Here is a 19,704-nt window from a genome sequence, read left to right on the forward strand (position 1 = left end):
CGGGGGAGTGGGACGGGCCCGGGCTCGTGGCCCTTGCGTCGCAGTCCGCCGCGTGCGGGAACGCCGACGGCCCGGTCCCACCAGGTGAGGTGGGCCGGGCCGTCGGTACGGCGGTGATCAGCTGTCCGCTGCCTCCGCGGCGGCCGTGGCCTTGCGGGTGCGGCGGCGCGGCGTGGGCTCCGGCTCCTGCGTGGCCTGCGCCGGGATCTCGGCGGTCGCCTCCGGGGCGGGGGCGGGGGCGGTGGCCTTGCGGGTGCGCGTGCGCTTCGGCTGGGCCTCGGTGCCGTCCACGGTGTCGGCCGCCGCTTCGGGTGCGGCGGCTGCCGTCTTGCGTGTCCGGGTGCGCTTCGGCTTGTGCTCCGCGCCCTCGGCGGCGTCGACCGCTGCCTCGGCGGCAGTGGCCGCCGTCTTGCGGGTGCGCTTGGGCTTGGCCTCGGCGTCCTCGGCGGAGGCGGTCGCCTTGCGGGTGCGCTTCGGCTTCGCCTCCGTGCCCTCGGCGGTGTCGGCCGCCGCTTCGGGTGCGGCGGCTGCCGTCTTGCGCGTCCGGGTGCGCTTCGGCTTGTCCTCCGCGCCCTCGGCGGCGTCGACCGCTGCCTCGGCGGCAGTGGCCGCCGTCTTGCGGGTGCGCTTCGGCTTGTCCTCCGCGCCCTCGGCCGTGTCAAGCGCAACCTCGGCGGCGGCCGTGACCTTGCGGGTGCGGCGTGCCTTCGGCTTGGACTCCGCCTCCGCCTCCGCCGGCACGGCCTCGCCGGCCTGCGCGGGCACGGTGGCCATGGGAGCCTCGGGGGCCTGGGGAACCTCGGGGGCCTGGGGAACCTCGGCCGGCGCCGCGGTCCTGCGGGTGCGGCGGGCCTTCGGCTTGGCCTCCGCGCCCTCGGCTGTGTCGGTGGCCGTCTCCGCCGCGGGGGCGGCCGTCTTACGGGCGCGCGTCCGCTTCGGCTTGGCCTCGGTGGTCTCGGCCGTGTCCACCGCGACCTCGGCCGGGGCGGCCTGCGGAGCCTCGGTGGCCTGCGGAGCCTCCACGGTCTCCACGGCCTCGACCGGCTGGGTCTCCGCCGACTTGCGGGTGCGGCGGCGGCGCGACTTCGCCGGCGTCTCCTGGGCGTCCACCGTGGTGGCGCCCTCGGCCGTCGTCACCGCGGTCTCGGCGGCCTCGCTCACGGGGGACTCGACCCCTGCCGCGGCCGTCGCCTGTGCCGGGGCGCCGGACCGGGTGCGGCGCCGGCGGCGCAGCGTGCGCGGCGCGGCGGCCTCCTCCGTGGTCTCCGTGGCCGCCTCGGCGGTCGTGGAAGCGGGAGTCTCCGTGGCGTCCAGCGGCGTACCACCGCGCGTGCGGCGGCGGCGCCTCGGCGTACGGGGCGAACGCTCGCGGTCGGCGGAGCGGGACTCCTCCCGGCCGCCCCGGCCACCACGGCCGCGCCCACCGCGGCCGCCCGGCTCGCCCAGGTCCTCCAGCTCCTCCGCGTCGAGCCCGGCGCGCGTGCGCTCCGAGCGCGGCAGGACGCCCTTGGTGCCCTCGGGGATGCTGAGTTCGGCGAACAGGTGCGGCGACGTGGAGTACGTCTCCGGCGGGTCGTTGAAGTCCAGCTCCAGCGCCTTGTTGATCAGCTGCCAGCGCGGGATGTCGTCCCAGTCGACCAGCGTGATCGCCGTACCCGACGCGCCCGCGCGGCCCGTACGGCCGATGCGGTGCAGGTACGTCTTCTCGTCCTCAGGCGACTGGTAGTTGATGACGTGCGTCACACCCTCGACGTCGATGCCGCGCGCGGCCACGTCGGTGCAGACGAGCACGTCCACCTTGCCGTTGCGGAAGGCGCGCAGCGCCTGCTCACGGGCACCCTGGCCGAGGTCGCCGTGGACCGCGCCGGAGGCGAACCCGCGCTGCTTGAGCTGGTCGGCGAGGTCGGCCGCGGTGCGCTTGGTGCGGCAGAAGATCATCGCCAGACCGCGGCCCTCGGCCTGCAGTATGCGGGCGACCATCTCGGGCTTGTCCATGTTGTGCGCGCGGTACACGTGCTGCGAGATGTTCGCGACCGTCACGCCCTCGTCGTCCGGCGCCGTGGCGCGGATGTGCGTGGGCTGCGACATGTAACGGCGGGCCAGACCGATGACAGCGCCCGGCATGGTCGCCGAGAACAGCATGGTCTGGCGGCGGGCCGGAAGCATGTTGATGATCTTCTCGACGTCGGGCAGGAAGCCCAGGTCGAGCATCTCGTCGGCCTCGTCGAGGACCAGGCACTTGACGTGGTTGAGGTCGAGCTTCCTCTGGCCGGCCAGGTCCAGCAGCCGGCCCGGGGTGCCGACGACCACGTCGACGCCCTTCTTCAGGGCCTCGACCTGCGGCTCGTAGGCGCGGCCGCCGTAGATCGCGGTGACGCGCACGTTGCGCACCTTGCCCGCGGTCAGCAGGTCGTTGGTGACCTGCGTGCACAGCTCGCGCGTGGGGACGACGACGAGGGCCTGCGGGGCCTCGGTGAGGGCCTCGGGCTTGGCGCGCCCGGCCTCTACGTCGACGGGGACGGTGACGCGCTCCAGGAGCGGAAGACCGAAGCCCAGCGTCTTGCCAGTACCGGTCTTCGCCTGGCCGATGACGTCCGTGCCGGAGAGGGCGACGGGGAGGGTCATCTCCTGGATGGGGAACGGGGTGACGATGCCGACGGCCTCCAGGGCCTCGGCGGTCTCGGGGAGGATCCCGAGCTCTCGGAACGTCCTAGTCAGGGTGCTGCCTCTTCTGTGTGCGCGGTACGAGGCGAGCGCGGGGGTCGTGTCGGACCGTGCCGGGGACTTCGGCCGCCGTAGGGGCGCGCCGTGGACACGGGACCTCTACCAACGCTCCAGCGTTCGTACCACTGAGGGGTCCCTCCGATCGTCGTACGCACAGTGCCGTACGGTCAGGGAGGGCTGTCGGGTCGGAGCCGATCGGGCCACCGACCGGGCATCCTCATACGTGCGGCCTGTCGAGGTACGGCGAAGACGTCGCCGTACCAGCAGGCGCATTACCACCATACCCCGGAATCGCGCACATGCGATGGCCGATTCGGTCACGTAGTCATCGTCACACTCGCGCGGGCGTTCCTTCGCGTCGTCGTGGTCACACGATTGACCAGGGACTTCCACCCCGCGGCGAGCGGACTATTGTGCGCTTCATGACGACCTCTGACAAGCCTGAGCACGCCGCCGAGACCACCGACGCCGCCGCACACACCGGGGTCGCCGCCCAGGACTGGGCGACCGCCTCCGTCGATCCGCAGTACCGGGCCGCGGTCGTGGACCTGCTGGGCGCGCTCGCGTACGGGGAGCTCGCGGCCTTCGAGCGGCTCGCGGAGGACGCCAAGCTGGCGCCGACGCTGGAGGACAAGGCGGAGCTCGCGAAGATGGCGTCGGCCGAGTTCCACCACTTCGAGCGGCTGCGCGACCGGCTCACCGAGATCGGCGAGGAACCGACCGCCGCCATGGAGCCGTTCGTGGCCGCGCTCGACGGCTTCCACCGGCAGACGGCGCCCTCGGACTGGCTGGAGGGGCTCGTCAAGGCCTACGTCGGCGACTCCATCGCCAGCGACTTCTACCGCGAGGTGGCCGCCCGGCTGGACGCCGACACCCGCTCGCTGGTGCTGGCCGTCCTGGACGACACCGGCCACGCCGGCTTCGCCGTCGAGCGGGTGCGGGCGGCGATCGACGCCGACCCACGCGTGGGCGGGCGGCTCGCGCTGTGGGCGCGACGGCTGATGGGCGAGGCCCTGTCCGAGTCGCAGCGGGTGGTCGCCGAGCGCGACGCCCTGTCCACGATGCTCGTGGGCGGGGTGGCCGACGGCTTCGACCTCGCCGAGGTCGGCAGGATGTTCTCCCGCATCACCGAGGCGCACACCAAGCGGATGGCCGCTCTTGGGCTGGCCGCCTAGGAACCGTCGGGCACGCGCCGCCGGACGGCCCTCGAGGGCTCGAAACCTCCAGCAGCGTCAGGGGCGTCGGCGGCCGCGGCGGCGGCTCAGGCCGTCGCCGATCGTCGGCGGAGTCTTCCCGCCGGGCGCAGCAGCAGGGAGAGGGACGCGGCGGACACGATCGCGGCGCCGAGGAGCACCAGCAGGAAGCCGCCGGCCTCCAGCGCCGTGTGCGTGAGGAAGGCGCCGAAGAGGGCTCCGGCGACACCGGTGGACAGGACCAGGGGGCGGGCCGGGAGGCGGTGCGGCAGGCGGGCGGCGTACACCCATGACAGGGCCAGGCCGAGGATCGCGGAGCTGAGTGCTTCCAGGAGCATGTCAGGGTCCTCCCACATGGCCGGCCTGCCCGAAACGGTCGTAGCCCGTCTTACCCCTGACCTGCGGAATGCAATCCTCCTCTGTGCGGGAGCTGTGACCTCTTGGTGAAGTCGTGCGGGAGTCGCCGGAAACGGTCGAAACGGAAGGGGCCCGGCGGCTCCCACGAGCCGCCGGGCCCCTTCCGTCTGCTTCTGTCCGCAGCCCGCTACAGCGCGCCGAAGCCCACCTTGCGCGGTGCCGGCTCGCCGAGCTCCACGTACGCGAGCCGGTCGGCCGGGACCAGCACCTTGCGGCCATGCTCGTCCACGAGGCTGAGCAGCTGCGACTTGCCGGCCAGCGCCTCGGCCACCACGCGCTCGACCTCTTCGGCACTCTGACCGCTCTCCAGAACGATCTCGCGCGGCGCGTGCTGAACGCCGATCTTGACCTCCACGGCTATGTCCCTCCGAACGGTCAGTGAAGTGCGCGGGCGTCCGCGCCGTACCCAGCACACATTAGCCCGGTGAGGGGACGCGCACGTTCAGCGCGAGAACGCCAGGAGCGAACAGCCGACGGGAACAAACACGCGGACATGTGCAGGTGAGTAGTGCGCCTGCTCGCCAAAGGTGCAGGTCAGTGGTGCCCGTGCTCGTTCCCGTGCAGCGGGAAGCCGGCGATGCCCCGCCACGCCAGGGAGGTGAGCAACTGCACCGCCTGGTCGCGCGGCACACTGCGGTCGCTGTGCAGCCAGGAACGCGCCACCACCTGGGCGAGGCCGCCGAGGCCGGAGGCGAGCAGCATCGACTCCGCGCGCGAGAGCCCGGTGTCCTCGGCGATCACGTCACAGATCGCCTCCGCGCACTCGTTCGTGACCTTGTCGACGCGCTCGCGCACGGCGGGCTCGTTCGTCAGGTCCGACTCGAAGACGAGCCGGAATGCGCCGCCGTCGTCCTCGACGTAGGCGAAGTACGCGTCCATCGTGGCCCGCACGCGCTGCTTGTTGTCGGTGGTCGACGCGAGCGCGTTGCGCACGGACTGGATCAACGACTCGCAGTGCTGGTCCAGCAGGGCCAGGTAGAGGTCCAGCTTGCCCGGGAAGTGCTGGTAGAGCACCGGCTTGCTGACACCGGCACGCTCGGCGATGTCGTCCATCGCGGCCGCGTGGTAGCCCTGGGCCACGAAGACTTCCTGGGCGGCGCCCAGCAGCTGGTTCCGACGGGCACGGCGCGGCAGGCGCGTACCCCGCGGGCGTGCTGCCTCAGTTTGCTCGATGGCTGTCACGCCGCCTCCCAAAGTCGTCCACATGCGGTGTGCGCCGCCCGGCCATCGTACTTTTCGGTAACCGTGCTGTGCGCGCTGCGAGCGCAGAATTTCACGGACCGGACGGCTACGAAAGCCGCACAGAGCGTTTCGAACGAGCTCAGAGCGGGCAAAAAAGCGCCTCTTTCCCGCTCAACGGCACCAGGTGTCGTCATACGTCACCGATAGTCATCCTCGTCGAGGCTCACGACACGGGCCTGCTCCACGAGGTCCGCCTCGCTGCCGCGGTCGGGCTCCACGCCGGTCAGCGGGTCGTCGCGGTCCTGCGCGATGTCCGTGTGCTGCTCGGCCGCGTCGACCGGCGGTGCCTCGACGTCGAACTCCTGGACTTCCTCGATCTCCTCGTCCACGAAGGTCTCGGGGTCGGTGGGGTCAACGGCCATGGCGGGGCTCCCTTCCTACGAACGTCCCTGAGAGATGCAGGGGCCACACGCGGGTGCCCTCTTTACGAGCCTAGGAGACACCCGATCCGGACGCTATGCGATCCGCGTCCGGAACGTCACGCGCTGCGCATCCGCCGACCGTGCGCCCCCTCGACGTAACGGGGACCGCTGCTCTCTGCGCATCCGGACTCGGTGGATCTTCGAGTCGGCGACTGTGCGGATCTTCGCTGCCCGGAACCTTCGTACCCATGGCTGTGACGGTGATCTCGCGTGTCCGTGTCGGCGAACACATGAACCACTGCGTGATCACCTCGTAACATTGCCGCATGTCTTCGACCGAGTTGCCGTTCGTTCCGACCAGCAACGTGCTCCCGAAGGTGGCGCCCGTCCGGGTCGCGGAGGGCGAGCGCCTCAAGTCGGTCCGACTGCCCGGCATCACGCTCACGGTGCGTTCGAGGCCACCCGCGCGTGAGGGACTGCCGCCCGCGCTCTACGTCCACGGACTCGGCGGTTCCTCGCAGAACTGGTCGGCGCTCATGGAGCTGCTCGACGCGGAGGTCGACTGCGAGGCCGTGGACCTGCCGGGCTTCGGCGACTCTCCGCCCCCGGACGACGGCGACTACTCGATCACCGGGCACGCGCGCGCGGTCATCCGCTACTTGGACTCGGCGGGACGCGGTCCTGTGCACCTGTTCGGCAACTCCCTCGGCGGCGCGGTCACCACCCGCGTCGCCGCCGTTCGTCCCGACCTCGTCCGGACGCTCACGCTCGTGTCGCCGGCGCTGCCGGAGCTCCGGGTACAGCGCACCGCCGTACCCACGGCCCTCCTGGCGCTGCCGGGCGTGGTCCGGCTGTTCACCCGGTTCACCACCGGCTGGACGGCCGAACAGCGGGTCCGTGGCGTGCTGACGCTCTGTTACGGCGACCCCGATCGCGTGTCGCCCGAAGGTTTCCGCAACGCCGTGCAGGAAATGGAGCGGCGGCTGCAACTACCGTACTTCTGGGATGCGATGGCGCGCTCCGCGCGCGGTATCGTCAACGCGTACACGCTCGGTGGCCAACACGGACTGTGGCGCCAGGCCGAGCGGGTGCTCGCCCCCACGCTCCTCATCTACGGTGGCCGTGACCAGCTCGTCGGCTTCCGCATGGCCCAGAAGGCCGCCCGCACGTTCCGTGACGCGCGGCTGCTGACGCTGCCGAACGGTGGGCACGTCGCGATGATGGAGTACCCGGATACGGTGGCGAAGGCGTTCTGTGAACTGAAGGCGGAGGCGGAGGCCAGGGTGCGAGCGACTGACGGTGTTGCCTCCGGTGGTGTCGCCTCCCGCGGCGCGGCCACGGCCGGGCGGACCTCCACGGGTGCCGGCTTCCAGGACGGCGGCTCCTCCGGTGGGGCCGAGTCCGCGAGCGCGGGGAGCTGAGGGGCGAGGTGGGACGCCACAGTCGCCGTGGTCCGGCACCCAAGACCGAGATCACGGACAAGGGGTCACGCCGCCGCGCGTCCGGCCACTCGGGAGGTCAGCGGGGCTCGGCTGCGCAGGGGGTCGCCGAGGAGACGCCTCCGCGGGGAGTACCGCGGCTGTCCGACGGCACGCCGGCGCGCGGGGTGCCGCGGTTGCCGGAGGGTCCTCCCGGACCGGGGGTGCCACGGTTCGCGGACGGCACGCCGACGCGGGGGGTGCCTCGCTTCCCTGAGGGCACACCCGCGCGCGGGGTTCCGCGTCTGCCGGACGGGACGACGGCGCACGGTTTCGCGCGTCTGACGGACGGCACGCCGGCGCGGGGGGTGCCTCGCTTCGCTGAGGGCACACCCGCGCGCGGGGTTCCGCGTCTGCCGGACGGGACACCCGCGCATGGCGTCCCGCGGCTGCCCGACGGGACCCCTGCCCGCGGTGTTCCGCGTCTGCCGGACGGGACGCCCGCCCACGGCATGCCGCGTCTGCCGGACGGCACACCGGCCCACGGCATCCCCCAGGTGCGCGGTGGTCATCCCGAGCAGCGTGAACGCGGTGACCGCTGGGGCGAGTTGCGAGGGCGCACGGTCGCGGGAACCGGCGCTCCGGCGTTTCCGCGCCAGCGGCAGGCGCCCCCCGGCCCGCGCCAGGACTACGTCGACGCCTTCGACGAGCGGGACGATGTCTTCGTACGCCGTCACCCGGCACCTCCCGGCGGCCCTTCGGACCCGTACGCCCCCGCCACCGCGCACCCCTCGAACCCGTACGCGTCCGTCACCAGCTGGGACACGGAAACCGACGCGGACCACGAGCCGCCCCCGACCGGCGAGCCCGCGCCCGCCAAGGGAGGCCGGGGCCGCGCCGTCGCCGGTATCGCGGCCGCCGCCGTGACCACCGTGCTGGCCGTCGTCGTTGCCGGACAGGTCACCGGCCAGGGTGAGGAAGGCGCCGTGGAGTCGCGGTCCGGCACCGACCGGTCCAGGGACGTCCGGGACTCCGCGTCGCGGGGGGACGGGCGGCCCACGCCGTCCAGCACGCCGAGCGCGACCCCGCTGGCGTACGAGCAGAAGATGGACCGCACGTTCCCGCTGAGCGCGAAGCTCGACGGCTCGGGGAGGTTCGACGCGATCCCCGGGATCGACAAGGCGCCGGGAGCGGGGCAGAAGTACACCTACCGCGTGGACGTCGAGCAGGGGCTCGGCCTGGACGGCGAGCTCTTCGCGCAGGCCGTGCACAAGACGCTGAACGACGACCGGAGTTGGGCGCACAACGGCGGCCGCACCTTCGAACGGATCCACTCCGGGAACCCCGACTTCGTGATCACGCTCGCCAGCCCCGGCACCACCGCGGACTGGTGCGCCAAATCGGGCCTGGACACGACGGTCGACAATGTGTCCTGCGACTCCGCCTCCACCGAACGCGTGATGATCAACGCCTACCGTTGGGCGCAGGGTTCGGAGACGTACGGCGACGAGATCCACGCCTACCGGCAGATGCTGATCAACCACGAGATCGGCCACCGGCTCGGCTACTCCCACGTCACCTGCGACAAGGACGGCGAACTGGCGCCCGTCATGCAGCAGCAGACGAAGTTCCTGGAGCACGACGGCATCCGCTGCAAGGCCAACCCGTGGGCGTTTCCGAAGAGTTGACCCCGCGTCGCGCGTGATGACGATCGGTGCACATGTGATCTCTTAGCGCGATGGAACGCGCCCTGCGCGGGAAAGTTACGACCGTTCACCCCTTTTGGTGGCGCGACGGACAACCGTCCGTCGCGCCACCGGCTTGTCCGCATACGTTCTTTCCCGCTGCGAGCCGTCGGCCCGACGACGGCTCCCCTTAGGGAAGATCGGGGGTGCAATCGTGCGCATAGGACTTCTCACGGAGAGTGGCTATCCGTACGTGAGTGGTGACGCCAGTCCCTGGTGCGACCGGCTCGTGCGTGGGCTCGCGCAGCACGAGTTCGACATCTACGCGCTCAGCCGCAGCGAGCGCCAGGAGGACGAGGGCTGGCTCCCGCTGCCGTCCCAGGTCCGCCGCGTCCGCACGGCACCGGTGTGGACGGCGGAGGAGGACGGCGTCGCGTACGGCAGGCGTGCGCGCCGACGGTTCGCCGAGTGCTACGGGGAGCTGGCGGCCGTACTGTGCGCCGGGGCCCCTGCTGACGGAGAGCGCACATCGGGCCAGTCCGCTGTGGCGGACCGTTTCGCCAGTGCCCTCTACGGCCTCGCCGAGCTCGCCCGCGACGAGGGCGGACTGGTGGGCGCCCTGCGCTCGGAGACCGCCGTACGCGCGCTGGAGCGCGCCTGTCGCGCGCCGGGTGCCCCGCGTACGGCGCACGAGGCGCGCGTACCGGATCTCCTGACCGTCGCCGCGCATCTCGAACACGCCCTGCGCCTCCTCTCGCTCGACTGGTACGAGGACGACGGGCTCGGCTCGGTCGACCTGTGTCACGCGGCGTCGGGCGGCGCGGCGGCCCTGCCCGGCCTGCTGGCCCGGCACTTCACCGGCGTACCCCTGCTGGTCACCGAGTACGGGGTGCGGCTGCGCACGCACTATCTGGCCGACACCGACTCCTCGCCCGCCGTACGGTCCCTGCTCGCCGCCTTCCACGGCAGGCTCGCCGCCGAGATCTACCGACAGGCCGCGTTCGTCACGCCCGGCAACGCCCACGCCCGTCGCTGGCAGGAGCGCTGCGGCGCCGACCGTACGAAGCTGCGCACGGTCTATCCCGGCATGGACGCGACCCCCTTCGCCGAGGTGGGGGAGTCCCCGGAGCGCGCGGCCCCCGACACGCTCGTCTGGGTCGGGCGGGTCGAACCGGCCAAGGACCTGATCTCTCTGCTCCACGCCTTCGCGGAGATCCGCAAGGAGGAACCGGGCACCCGGCTGCGCGTCGTCGCCACCTCCACGGGCCCCGACGGCGACGCCTACCTCACCCACTGCAAGGCGCTCGCCGCCCAGCTCTTCCCCGACGAGGCGGACGGCCCGCACGCGGTCGGCGACAACCCCGTCTCCTTCGAGGAGATCGGCGGCCCCGAGGTGCCCACCCTCGCCGACGCCTATGCGTGCGGCGCCGTGACCGTCCTGTCCAGCGTCGTCGAGGGCTTCCCGATCGGCCTGGTGGAGGCGATGTTCTGCGGCCGGGCGACGGTCTCGACGGACGCCGGCGCGGTGGTGGAGGTCATCGGCGGCACGGGGCTCGTGGTGCCCCCGCGCAACCCACGGGCGCTCGCCGAGGCGTGCGTGTCGCTGTTGCGCGACCCCGAGCGCCGCGAGCGCCTGGGGGCCGCCGCGCGCGCCCGCGCCCTCGAACTGTTCACCGTCGAGCAGAACATCACGGCATTTCACGGCATTTACCTGGAGATCGTCTCGCACACCCCGGCCCGTCGGGCGGCCCTCGGCGACACCGGCGCCCTCCTGCCCTTCGCCGTCCCCGCCGAGGCCCACGTCCCCGGCCGCTGGACCGCCGCCAGGAGCCGCATGGTCGCCCGCGGCGGCCCCGGCTGGGCCGCGGGTCCACCCGTACGCGCCACCACCCGCGTCTCCACGGCGGAGGCAGCCCGATGACCGACCTCCGCACACCGGACCTTCACGGCAGACCAGAGCTGTCCGGCACATCGGATCTTCCAGGCACACCGGAGCTCCCAGGTGCATGGGATCTCCCCGGCACGCCGAGCGGCCCCGGCGCAGGGGACGCCTGCTCCGAGCAGCGCCTCACGACGGAGCCGCCGGCCGCCCCCGCTCCCGCACCCCGGCGCACCCCGCGCCGCGGACCCGCGGACCCGGTGAAGGCCCTGATGCACCAACACCGTGACCTGTGCGAACGCGCGGTCGACCCCTTGGAGATCGCCGCGGGTCTGGAGGCCCACGGCATCACCGACCGCACCGCCGCCCGCTTCCGCCACAGGCACGTCTTCTCCCTGGCGGAGGAGATGTACGCCAGGGTCCCCCGCGACGAGGACACCCCCCGTGCCGTCACCGAGGACACCACTCCTCGCCCGCGCGCGACCTGGCTCCTGCGCGCCCTCCTCCCCGGCGTCAGCTGCGCCGCGACCGTGGCGGCCCTCCACCAGACGCAGGGCCAGGCGCGCCTCCTGGCCGGCATCGCAGGCGCCGTGGCCGTCGCCGTCTCCCTGCGCGCGGCCCTGACCCGCGGCCCCCTGAGGGCCAAGGGTTCGCCCGGGTCCCTCGTCTGGACCTGCTGGCTCCTCGCCTACGCCGTGCTGGGCGACGGCCTGCTCGGGGCAGCCGCCTCGGGAGGACCCGAAGCCCTCCCGGCCGCCGGCCCGGACAGCCCCTGGCCGATCACCACGATCCCCGTCCTGACCCTCGCCCTGGCCTGTGCCCCCGCCGCCTGGCTCGCCCACAGTTTCGGCGCGAGGGCCCGCGGCAGACTGATGACCAGCAGAGGACTCGAAGAGTTCGCCGCGTCGGTACGGCCCCTCCTGCTGGGCACGGTCGGCTCGTTCCTGGTGGCCACGGCGGCCCTCCTGGCGCTCACCGCCCTCGCCCTCGGAGAGCCCGCCCCCTACCCCCAAGCCCTCGCCCTCGGCGCGCTGCTCTTCCTGGCCCGCCTGCTCGCCGTCCACGGGTTCGCCTACGCCCCCGCCGTGATCCTCACGGCAACCGCCACGGCCCAGGCAACGGCGCTGGCGACCCTCTTCGCGGCCCGCCTCCCGTACTGCGCCTTCCTGGCCACCCCGGTCCAGGCCCTGATCGACACCTGGGGCCCCGGCACCGTCCCCACCCTGACCTGCGGAACAGCGGCCCCCGCACTCCTGATCCACGCCACCCGCAAACTGACCCGCGCGTCGGCACACGCGGAAAGGGCAACGCGATGGTGAGTCGATCGGCCCCGCTACGCCTCGCCGCGCACATCCGCAGGCGCCACGCGCACCCCCACCACCCGCACGGACCGCCGCGGGCACGCCACCGGCATTGGCCGCCGCAGGCATGACACCCCCACCGGGGAGCCCGCGGCCCGCACCGGCCGAACACGTGGCTCCGCGCTTCGGCGCCGCGGGCTCGCCGCATCGCACGCGGCCCGTTCAGGGATCGCAGCCGCCCTGCACGCGGTCTCGCGCTCATGCACCGCAGGCTCCCCCACGGCACGCGGCCCAGCGCTCAGGCACCGCAGGCCCGCCCGTGTCCGCACCCGCCGAGGCGTCACAGGCGGCGCACCACCTCGGGCCGCACCCGCCGACTCACCCCACCACACGTGGCCGCACCCGCCGAGGCGCCGCAGGCCACCGCACCACCCTTCCGAAGGAGACCCCGAGATGACACCCTCCCGACCCGCCGACCAGGCCCCGGGAGCCGCCCGATGAGAGTCCTGCTGATCGGAGCCAACGGCTACCTGGGCCGCTTCGTGGCCGACCGCCTCCTCGCCGACCCCGCGGTCCAGCTCACCGCCCTCGGCCGCGGCGACGACGCCGACGTCCGTTTCGACCTCGCCTCCGGCAGTCCCGGCGCCCTGACCCGCTTCCTGGACGCCGTCCACCCCGGCGTGGTCATCAACTGCGCCGGCACGACCAGAGGCGGGGCCCGCGAGCTCACCCGGCACAACACCGTCGCCGTGGCCACCGTCTGCGAGGCCCTCCGCCGCAGCGGCTGCGGCGCCCGCCTGGTCCAGATCGGCTGCGCCGCCGAGTACGGCCCCAGCCAGCCCGGCTCCTCCACGGCGGAGGACGCCGTCCCCCGCCCCGGTGGCCCGTACGGCGTCAGCAAACTCGCCGCGACCGAACTCGTGCTCGGCTCCGGCCTGGACGCGGTCGTCCTGCGCGTCTTCTCCCCGGCCGGCCCCGGCACCCCCGCAGGCTCCCCCCTTGGCCGCCTCGCCGAGGCCATGCGCCGCGCCATGCAGACCGGCGACGGCGAACTCAAGCTCGGCGGCCTCGGCGCCCAGCGCGACTTCGTCGACGTACGCGACGTGGCCCGCGCGGTGCACGCCGCCTCGCTCTCCGCCGCTCAGGGCGTCATCAACATCGGTTCCGGCCGTGCCGTCCGCCTCCGCGACGCCGCCGCGATCCTGGCCCGCGTGGCCGGCTTCGGCGGCGCCCTGCACGAACTCGACAGCCCTCCTGGTGCCCTGCGCCCGTCGATCGGCCACCCTCGCCCCGAGCCACTGGTCCATCCCCGCTCGACGGACCCCCTCGGTCACCGCACGGACCAGGACCACGCGTCTCACGAAGCGACGACCCACAGCGCCCTGAGCACCCACGGCGCGCACCCGCACGCCACGCACTCCGCGCACACCGGTCCCGGCGCCTACCCCTACCCCGACGGCTGCGGCAGCTGGCAGCAGGCCGACGTCCGCACCGCCCGCGACCGTCTCGGCTGGCGCCCCCGCATCAACCTCGAGGAGTCCCTCGCCGACATCTGGATGGAGGCGGCATGCCGTATCTGACCAGGGCAAAGGCAAGAACGGCCGGTACCGGCTTCGACACCGGCTTAGGCGTCCCCGGCCCTGCCCACCCCCTCCTCGCCCCCACCGAGTGGGCCGAACTCTCCCGCCGGGGCGCCGCTCTGCACTGGGTCGTCCTGAACATCGCCGACGGCCCGGGTGTCCTGCCGGACCCGCACTGCCTGGAGGCCGCGGGCCGGCTGCGCAACGCCGGCGTCCGCGTCCTGGGGCATCTCGACATCCGGTACGGGGCCCGCGCCTTCGGCGAGACGGTCGCGGACGCCCGCCGGTATCTCGACTGGTACCAGGTCGACGGCTTCCTCCTGGACTGTTGCCCGGCCGACCGCGACTCCCTGCCCGGGACCGGCCGCACCGCGACCGCCCTGCGTGCCCTGCGTGACGATGCCCACATCGTCCTCGGGCACGGCACCCACCCGTATCCCGGTTACGTCGAGTGCGCCGACCAGTTGGTCACCTTCCGCGGCTCGTGGAGCGACTACCGCTGGTCGCAGGCGGCCGAGTGGACCGCCGACCACGAGCCCGAGCGTTTCTGCCACTTCGTGCACGGAGTGCCCCGGGGTCATCTCGACGAGGCGCTGCGCATCGCCCGCTGGCAGGGCGCCGCGACCATCTACTTCACCGACCGCACGGAGCGCGGCGGGCGGACGGACCCCTGGGAGGGCATGCCCGGCTACTGGGACGAGATCGTCTCGCTGGTCGGAACGGGTGTCTCGGAATGAAAAAGGCCGTGGCAGTGTTACGGGGAGAACATCCGTAGTGATTGACCGACCAACGGAGTCCCCGTGTCGCTGCCACCCCTGGTCGAGCCGGCCGCCGAGCTCACCGTAGACGAGGTCCGCAGGTACTCCCGCCACCTGATCATCCCCGACGTCGGGATGGACGGGCAGAAGCGGCTGAAGAACGCCAAGGTGCTCTGTGTCGGCGCCGGCGGCCTGGGCTCGCCGGCCCTGATGTACCTGGCCGCGGCGGGCGTCGGCACCCTCGGCATCGTGGAATTCGACGAGGTCGACGAGTCCAACCTGCAGCGCCAGATCATCCACAGCCAGGCGGACATCGGCCGCTCCAAGGCCGAGTCGGCCCGCGACAGCGTGCTCGGCATCAACCCGTACGTGAACGTGGTCCTGCACGAAGAGCGGCTCGAGGCCGACAACGTGATGGACATCTTCAGCCAGTACGACCTGATCGTCGACGGCACGGACAACTTCGCCACCCGCTACCTGGTCAACGACGCCTGCGTGCTGCTGAACAAGCCGTACGTCTGGGGCTCGATCTACCGCTTCGACGGCCAGGCCTCCGTGTTCTGGTCCGAGCACGGCCCCTGCTACCGCTGCCTCTACCCGGAGCCCCCGCCCCCCGGCATGGTCCCCTCCTGCGCCGAGGGCGGCGTGCTCGGCGTGCTGTGCGCGTCCGTCGGCTCCATCCAGGTCACCGAGGCCATCAAGGTCCTCACCGGCACGGGCGAGCCGCTGGTCGGCCGCCTGATGATCTACGACGCCCTGGAGATGCAGTACCGCCAGGTCAAGGTCCGCAAGGACCCGAACTGCGCGGTCTGCGGCGAGAACCCGACCGTCACCGAGCTCATCGACTACGAGGCCTTCTGCGGCGTCGTGTCGGAGGAGGCCCAGGCGGCGGCCGCCGACTCCACGATCACTCCCAAGCAGCTCAAGGAGTGGATCGACGACGGCGAGAACATCGACATCATCGACGTCCGTGAGATCAACGAGTACGAGATCGTCTCGATCCCGGGCGCTCGACTGATCCCGAAGAACGAGTTCCTGATGGGCACCGCCCTGGAGAGCCTCCCGCAGGACAAGAAAATTGTCTTGCACTGCAAGACGGGCGTCCGCAGTGCGGAAGTCCTCGCGGTCCTGAAGTCCGCGGGCTTCTCCGACGCCGTCCACGTCGGCGGCGGCGTGATCGGCTGGGTCAACCAGATCGAACCGCACAAGCCGGTCTACTGACCAGGGCTCTCGCCGCCCCGCGAGGCCCACGAAGCCCACGGCCCCGACCAGCTCGGATGCCGTGGGCTTCTGCCGTTGGGGCGTCGGCTTCTCCCGTTGGGAAGTCAGGCGACGAGCTGTTGGCTGATCTTCTCCGCCTGCACACGGGCCTGCTCGTGGGCGTTGGCCAGGGAGGTCTCGTGGGCCGGGATGAGGTGGGCGAGCGCCGGGACGACAGGGGCCTTGGTCAGCTCGGGGGTGAGGGTGGTGACGTCGAGGCCGAGGTAGGCCGGGTCGCCCAGGACGGACTCCAGGGTCGGGACGAGGAAGTCCTTGCCGTGGTTGGGGGTGCCGGGGCCGTAGCCGCCGCCGCGGGCGGATATCAGCACGGCCGGCCGGCCGGCGGAGGGGGCCGTGCCGGAGGGGATGACGGTGCGGCCGACGATGATGACCTGGTCGAGCCAGGCCTTGAACACCGAGGGCATCGTGCGGTTGTACATCGGCACGGTGAACAGGTAGGCGCTCGCTCCCAGGAACTCCCCCACGAGTTCGTCCCGAACGGCGGCAGCCGCGGCCTGCTCCGCGGTGTGCTGGGCGGGGTCGGTGTGCTGGGCGGCAACGGCCGCCGCGCTCAGGTGCGGCACGGGAGAGGCGGCCAGGTCCCGGTGGACGACCTCGCCCGTCCAGGCCTCCCGGAAGGAGTCGGCGACCTGGCGGGAGACCGACGCGGCACCGAGGGAGGAGGAGTCGAGGTGCAGAAGGTAGGACATGGTGAGCAAAGCCCTTCGTACGGGGTGATGGATGGTGGGCCGGGGTTCGTGCGGACCACCGAGCTAGGAGCGCAGCGGACCCGAGCGGGGGTCAGGCACGGGCGGCGTGATCGCCCGGCAGCACGCAGCCGTCCGGGCCGCAGACCCCGTCGGCGTCCCCGTCCGGGGTCTGGACGAGCTGCGGATGGGTGGCGTCCCACACCTGCTGGAACACGTCAAGGAATGTCTCGGTGTCCTGGGCGCCGGCGACGGCGTACTGGCCGTCGATGACGAGGAAGGGCACCCCGCGGGCGCCGAGGGTGCCGGCGCGGCGCGCTTCGTCCCGGACCTGCTGCCGGAATCGGCGCTCCACCAGGACCTGCCGGGTCTCCTCCCGGTCCAGTCCGAGTTCGTCGCTCAGTTCGAGCAGCGCGTCCACGTCGAAGAGCGAGTGGGCCTCGCCGAAGTAGGCGCGAAAGGTCAGGCGCCACGCCTCCGCGTGCTTGCCCTGGGCGGTGGCATGGGCAAGGAACTCGTGGGCCAGTTGGGTGCCGGCCTTCTTGTTGTCCAGCACGATGTACGGCCTCAGCCCTTCGCGCTCGGCCAGCACCTCCACCCGGCGGGTGGCCGCCTCGGCCTGAGCGTCGTCCATCCCGTACTTCTGCTTGAGCGCCTGCCGCGTGGGCACCGCGGGACTGCTCGGCAGGTCCGGGTCCAGCGGGAAGGAGCGGTGGATGAGCTCGACGTCGCCGCCATGGGCGAACCGCTCCACGGCCCTGTCGAGACGGTGGCCGGCCAGACCGCACCACGGGCACGTGAGGTCGGACCAGATTTCCACTTTCATGGGCTGCCACCTCCCATACTTACGCTTTGGGTGTAGCGCCATGATGGGCCGGCACGGAAGGCCGTACAAAAGGCACACGCGTGTGCGCGACCGGAAGGGAATGTGCGTCATGGAGACCACCGCACGTCAGGTCACAGGCGAGACGGACATCGCCGCGGTCTCGGGACCCTGTGCCCGCTGGCCGGCGGAGAACAGGGAGATCATCCGGCAGATCCTGGATCGGGCCGGCGACAAATGGAGCACGCTCGTGATCGCCGCCCTGGACGACGGCCCGTTGCGCTACACCGACCTGCTGCGCCGCATCCCCGGCATCTCCCAGCGCATGCTGACCCTCACGCTGCGGCACTTGCATCGCGACGGACTGATCAGCCGCACGGCCTACGCCGAAGTGCCGCCGCGCGTGGAGTACGTCCTCACGCCCCTGGGCCTCACCCTGCACGACATCGTGGTGTCCCTGATCGACTGGGCCGGCATCCACCACGACGAGATCCGGGAGAACCGGGCCCGCTTCGACGCAGCCACCAGGCGAAGCCCCGCGGAACGGGATGCCCGTGGCCGGCGCGGGCGGACCAGCTGACACGGGTTCGAACCATCGACCGGGGGCGCAGTTCACCGTCGTACGGGGCCTGACTCGCCCCCGGTTCACCGGGGGAGACGGCCCAGCGGTCGTCGCTGGGCCCCGGCGGGGTCATGAACAGACCTTGCCGTCCTTCGGGACCGTTCCGTTCAGTGCGTAGGCGTTGATCGTGGAGTCGACGCAGTCGCTGCCGCTCCCGTAGGCACCGTGTCCCTCGCCCTTCCAGGTGAGCATCACGCCGACGCCCTTGCCCAGTTCGTCCGCCATCCGGCGGGCGCCCTCGTACGGTGTCGCCGGGTCGCCCGTGTTGCCCACGACGAGGATCGGCGCCGCGCCCGGGGCGCTCACCTCCGGGGTGTCGAACTGTCCGGCCACCGGCCACTCGTGGCACCATCCCGCCGTGTCCCACCCGAGGAACGGACCGAACACCGGCGAGATCCTCTCGAACTCCGGCAGCAGCTTCTCCGCTTCCTCGGGCGTGGGCCGCTGCTTGTCGTCCAGACACGATATGACCCGCTGCGAGTGGGTCGTCGTGGCGTAGTCGCCCGCGGCATCGCGCTCGTTGTAGCTGTCGGCGAGCGCCAGCAGCCCGGAGCCGTCGCCCTGTTCGGCGGCCTCCAGGGCGCCCGTGAGCGTGGGCCAGCTCGCCTTGCTGTACAGCGGCAGGACGACGCCGGTGAAGGCGAGCGTCTGCGTCAGCTCGCGCTCACTCGACGTCGGCAGCGGCTCCGCGTCGATCCGCTCCAGCAGGTCCGCGATCTTGCGGGTGCCCTGCTCCGGGTCCTGGCCGGTCGCCTTCAGGTAGTCGTTGAGCGCGCGCTGGAAGCCGATCGTCTGGTTCTTGGCGTGGCCCACCGCGTCGGCGCTCGGGTCGACGACCGCGTCGAGGACCAGGCGTCCGACGTTCTTCGGGAACAGGTGGGCGTAGACGCCGCCGAGCTCGGTGCCGTAGGAGATGCCGAAGTAGTGCATCTTCGCGTCCCCGAGGACATGCCGCATCAGGTCCATGTCGCGGGCGGTGTCGGCGGTCGACACATGCGCCAGCAGCTCACCGGCGGACTCCTCGCAGCCCTGGCCGAAGTCGGCGGCGTCCCGGAAGTACGCCGTCTCCTCGGCCGGTGTGTCGGGGCTGACGTCCACCGCCTCGGCGGCCTGTATCTCCTCGTCGCTGCGGCAGCGGACGCCTTCACTGGCGCCGACGCCCCGCGGATCCCAGCTCACAAGGTCGTACCGCTCGTGGAGCGCCGAGGCGGTGGACGCGTACGCCGGCAGCGTCGACACTCCCGAGCCGCCGGGGCCGCCGAAGTTGAACAGCATCGAGCCGATGCGGTCGTCGCCGGCGGCTTCGGAGCGGATCAGGGCCAGGTCGATCGTCCTGCCCCCCGGTTCCGCCCAGTCCAGCGGGACCTTCAGCGTCGCGCAGCGCCACTCGTCACCCGGCGCGGGGGCGTCGTCGGTGGCCTCGCAGTCGCCCCAGTCGAGTTTCTGGCCGGTGAGCGAGGAGGGCAGCCCGGACGCCGACCCGCCGGACGATTCGGCCGGCGGCGGGGCGGACGTCCCCTTGCCGTCGTCGGAGGAGTCGTCGGACGAGCCGCCGCATCCCGCCGCCAGTAGCCCGGCCGCGACGGTCAGCGCCGTCCACCGTACGAAACGTGCCATGGTCTCGATCCCCCCAGTCGGGCCGCCCGCGCTCGATCGCGAACAGGTGTCCCGCCATGGTAGGCCGATCGAACCGCACCCGCCGGAGCCTGTGGATAACCCGCTGACCTGCGCGT

The 19,704-nt window shown here is 72.3% G+C and carries 17 protein-coding genes; 9 read left to right on the forward strand and 8 right to left on the reverse strand.

The features are described from left to right. Window positions 1-117 precede the first annotated feature (117 nt). A complete protein-coding gene (locus tag IPT68_RS23770) occupies window positions 118-2,625 on the reverse strand; it encodes a DEAD/DEAH box helicase (protein WP_189696396.1) in 2,508 nt (835 codons plus the stop codon). Between the two features lie 512 nt (window positions 2,626-3,137). On the opposite strand from IPT68_RS23770, the gene IPT68_RS23775 reads away from it, so the two are divergent. Further along, window positions 3,138-3,899 carry a ferritin-like fold-containing protein gene (locus tag IPT68_RS23775; protein ID WP_189696397.1) on the forward strand — a complete coding sequence of 254 codons (762 nt, stop codon included), beginning with the start codon at window positions 3,138-3,140 and terminating at the stop codon, window positions 3,897-3,899. Window positions 3,900-3,985: 86 nt separating this feature from the next. Here the strand turns inward: IPT68_RS23775 and IPT68_RS23780 are convergent, their stop codons facing one another. The 4 genes from IPT68_RS23780 to IPT68_RS23795 form a co-directional block, all read right to left on the reverse strand. Then, window positions 3,986-4,255, reverse strand: coding sequence for a hypothetical protein (locus IPT68_RS23780; RefSeq protein WP_189696398.1), 270 nt, complete (start codon window positions 4,253-4,255; stop codon window positions 3,986-3,988). A gap of 206 nt (window positions 4,256-4,461) precedes the next feature. Further along, window positions 4,462-4,689: a DUF3107 domain-containing protein gene (locus IPT68_RS23785; RefSeq protein WP_073940165.1), complete on the reverse strand. Its 228-nt coding sequence runs from the start codon at window positions 4,687-4,689 to the stop codon at window positions 4,462-4,464. Between the two features lie 179 nt (window positions 4,690-4,868). Continuing rightward, a complete protein-coding gene (locus IPT68_RS23790; RefSeq protein ID WP_189696399.1) occupies window positions 4,869-5,516 on the reverse strand; it encodes a TetR/AcrR family transcriptional regulator in 648 nt (215 codons plus the stop codon). A 197-nt stretch (window positions 5,517-5,713) separates the two neighbouring features. Further along, a complete protein-coding gene (locus tag IPT68_RS23795; RefSeq protein WP_189696400.1) occupies window positions 5,714-5,938 on the reverse strand; it encodes a hypothetical protein in 225 nt (74 codons plus the stop codon). A gap of 326 nt (window positions 5,939-6,264) precedes the next feature. Between IPT68_RS23795 and IPT68_RS23800 the strand changes: the two genes are divergently transcribed. The 7 genes from IPT68_RS23800 to moeZ all read left to right on the forward strand — a co-directional run bounded on the left by IPT68_RS23800 (window position 6,265) and on the right by moeZ (window position 15,780). Next, on the forward strand, window positions 6,265-7,359 hold the full coding sequence (locus IPT68_RS23800; protein WP_189696401.1) for an alpha/beta fold hydrolase: 1,095 nt from the start codon (window positions 6,265-6,267) through the stop codon (window positions 7,357-7,359). 8 nt (window positions 7,360-7,367) lie between these two features. Next, window positions 7,368-9,044 carry a DUF3152 domain-containing protein gene (locus tag IPT68_RS23805; protein ID WP_189696402.1) on the forward strand — a complete coding sequence of 559 codons (1,677 nt, stop codon included), beginning with the start codon at window positions 7,368-7,370 and terminating at the stop codon, window positions 9,042-9,044. A gap of 211 nt (window positions 9,045-9,255) precedes the next feature. Further along, on the forward strand, window positions 9,256-10,962 hold the full coding sequence (locus tag IPT68_RS23810; protein WP_189696403.1) for a DUF3492 domain-containing protein: 1,707 nt from the start codon (window positions 9,256-9,258) through the stop codon (window positions 10,960-10,962). Beyond that, on the forward strand, window positions 10,959-12,239 hold the full coding sequence (locus IPT68_RS23815; protein WP_373300500.1) for a hypothetical protein: 1,281 nt from the start codon (window positions 10,959-10,961) through the stop codon (window positions 12,237-12,239). Before IPT68_RS23810 ends, IPT68_RS23815 begins: the two co-directional genes overlap by 4 nt. A 479-nt stretch (window positions 12,240-12,718) precedes the next feature. Further along, entirely contained in the window at window positions 12,719-13,801 is a 1,083-nt protein-coding gene (locus IPT68_RS23820; RefSeq protein WP_189696404.1) for an NAD-dependent epimerase/dehydratase family protein, read from the forward strand. Further along, window positions 13,789-14,538, forward strand: a complete 750-nt coding sequence (locus IPT68_RS23825) for a spherulation-specific family 4 protein (protein WP_189696405.1) — start codon at window positions 13,789-13,791, stop codon at window positions 14,536-14,538. Before IPT68_RS23820 ends, IPT68_RS23825 begins: the two co-directional genes overlap by 13 nt. A 63-nt stretch (window positions 14,539-14,601) precedes the next feature. Then, a complete protein-coding gene (moeZ, locus tag IPT68_RS23830; protein ID WP_189696406.1) occupies window positions 14,602-15,780 on the forward strand; it encodes an adenylyltransferase/sulfurtransferase MoeZ in 1,179 nt (392 codons plus the stop codon). 104 nt (window positions 15,781-15,884) lie between these two features. Here moeZ and IPT68_RS23835 read toward each other — a convergent pair whose 3' ends face one another. Continuing rightward, window positions 15,885-16,529: an FMN-dependent NADH-azoreductase gene (locus IPT68_RS23835; RefSeq protein WP_189696407.1), complete on the reverse strand. Its 645-nt coding sequence runs from the start codon at window positions 16,527-16,529 to the stop codon at window positions 15,885-15,887. A gap of 91 nt (window positions 16,530-16,620) precedes the next feature. Further along, on the reverse strand, window positions 16,621-17,352 hold the full coding sequence (locus IPT68_RS23840; protein WP_189696408.1) for a DsbA family oxidoreductase: 732 nt from the start codon (window positions 17,350-17,352) through the stop codon (window positions 16,621-16,623). A gap of 109 nt (window positions 17,353-17,461) precedes the next feature. Here IPT68_RS23840 and IPT68_RS23845 point away from each other — a divergent pair, with 109 nt between their 5' ends. After that, complete coding sequence (locus IPT68_RS23845; protein ID WP_228039836.1) at window positions 17,462-17,929, forward strand: winged helix-turn-helix transcriptional regulator; 468 nt, start codon at window positions 17,462-17,464, stop codon at window positions 17,927-17,929. 111 nt (window positions 17,930-18,040) lie between these two features. On the opposite strand, the gene IPT68_RS23850 is transcribed toward IPT68_RS23845, so the two are convergent. Continuing rightward, the gene (locus IPT68_RS23850; protein ID WP_189696409.1) at window positions 18,041-19,588 is read right to left on the reverse strand and encodes an alpha/beta hydrolase; all 1,548 of its coding nucleotides are present in this window, start codon (window positions 19,586-19,588) and stop codon (window positions 18,041-18,043) included. Window positions 19,589-19,704: the final 116 nt, after the last annotated feature.

The sequence above is a fragment of the Streptomyces chromofuscus genome (assembly GCF_015160875.1).
In the GTDB taxonomy this organism is placed as follows: Bacteria; Actinomycetota; Actinomycetes; order Streptomycetales; family Streptomycetaceae; genus Streptomyces; species Streptomyces chromofuscus.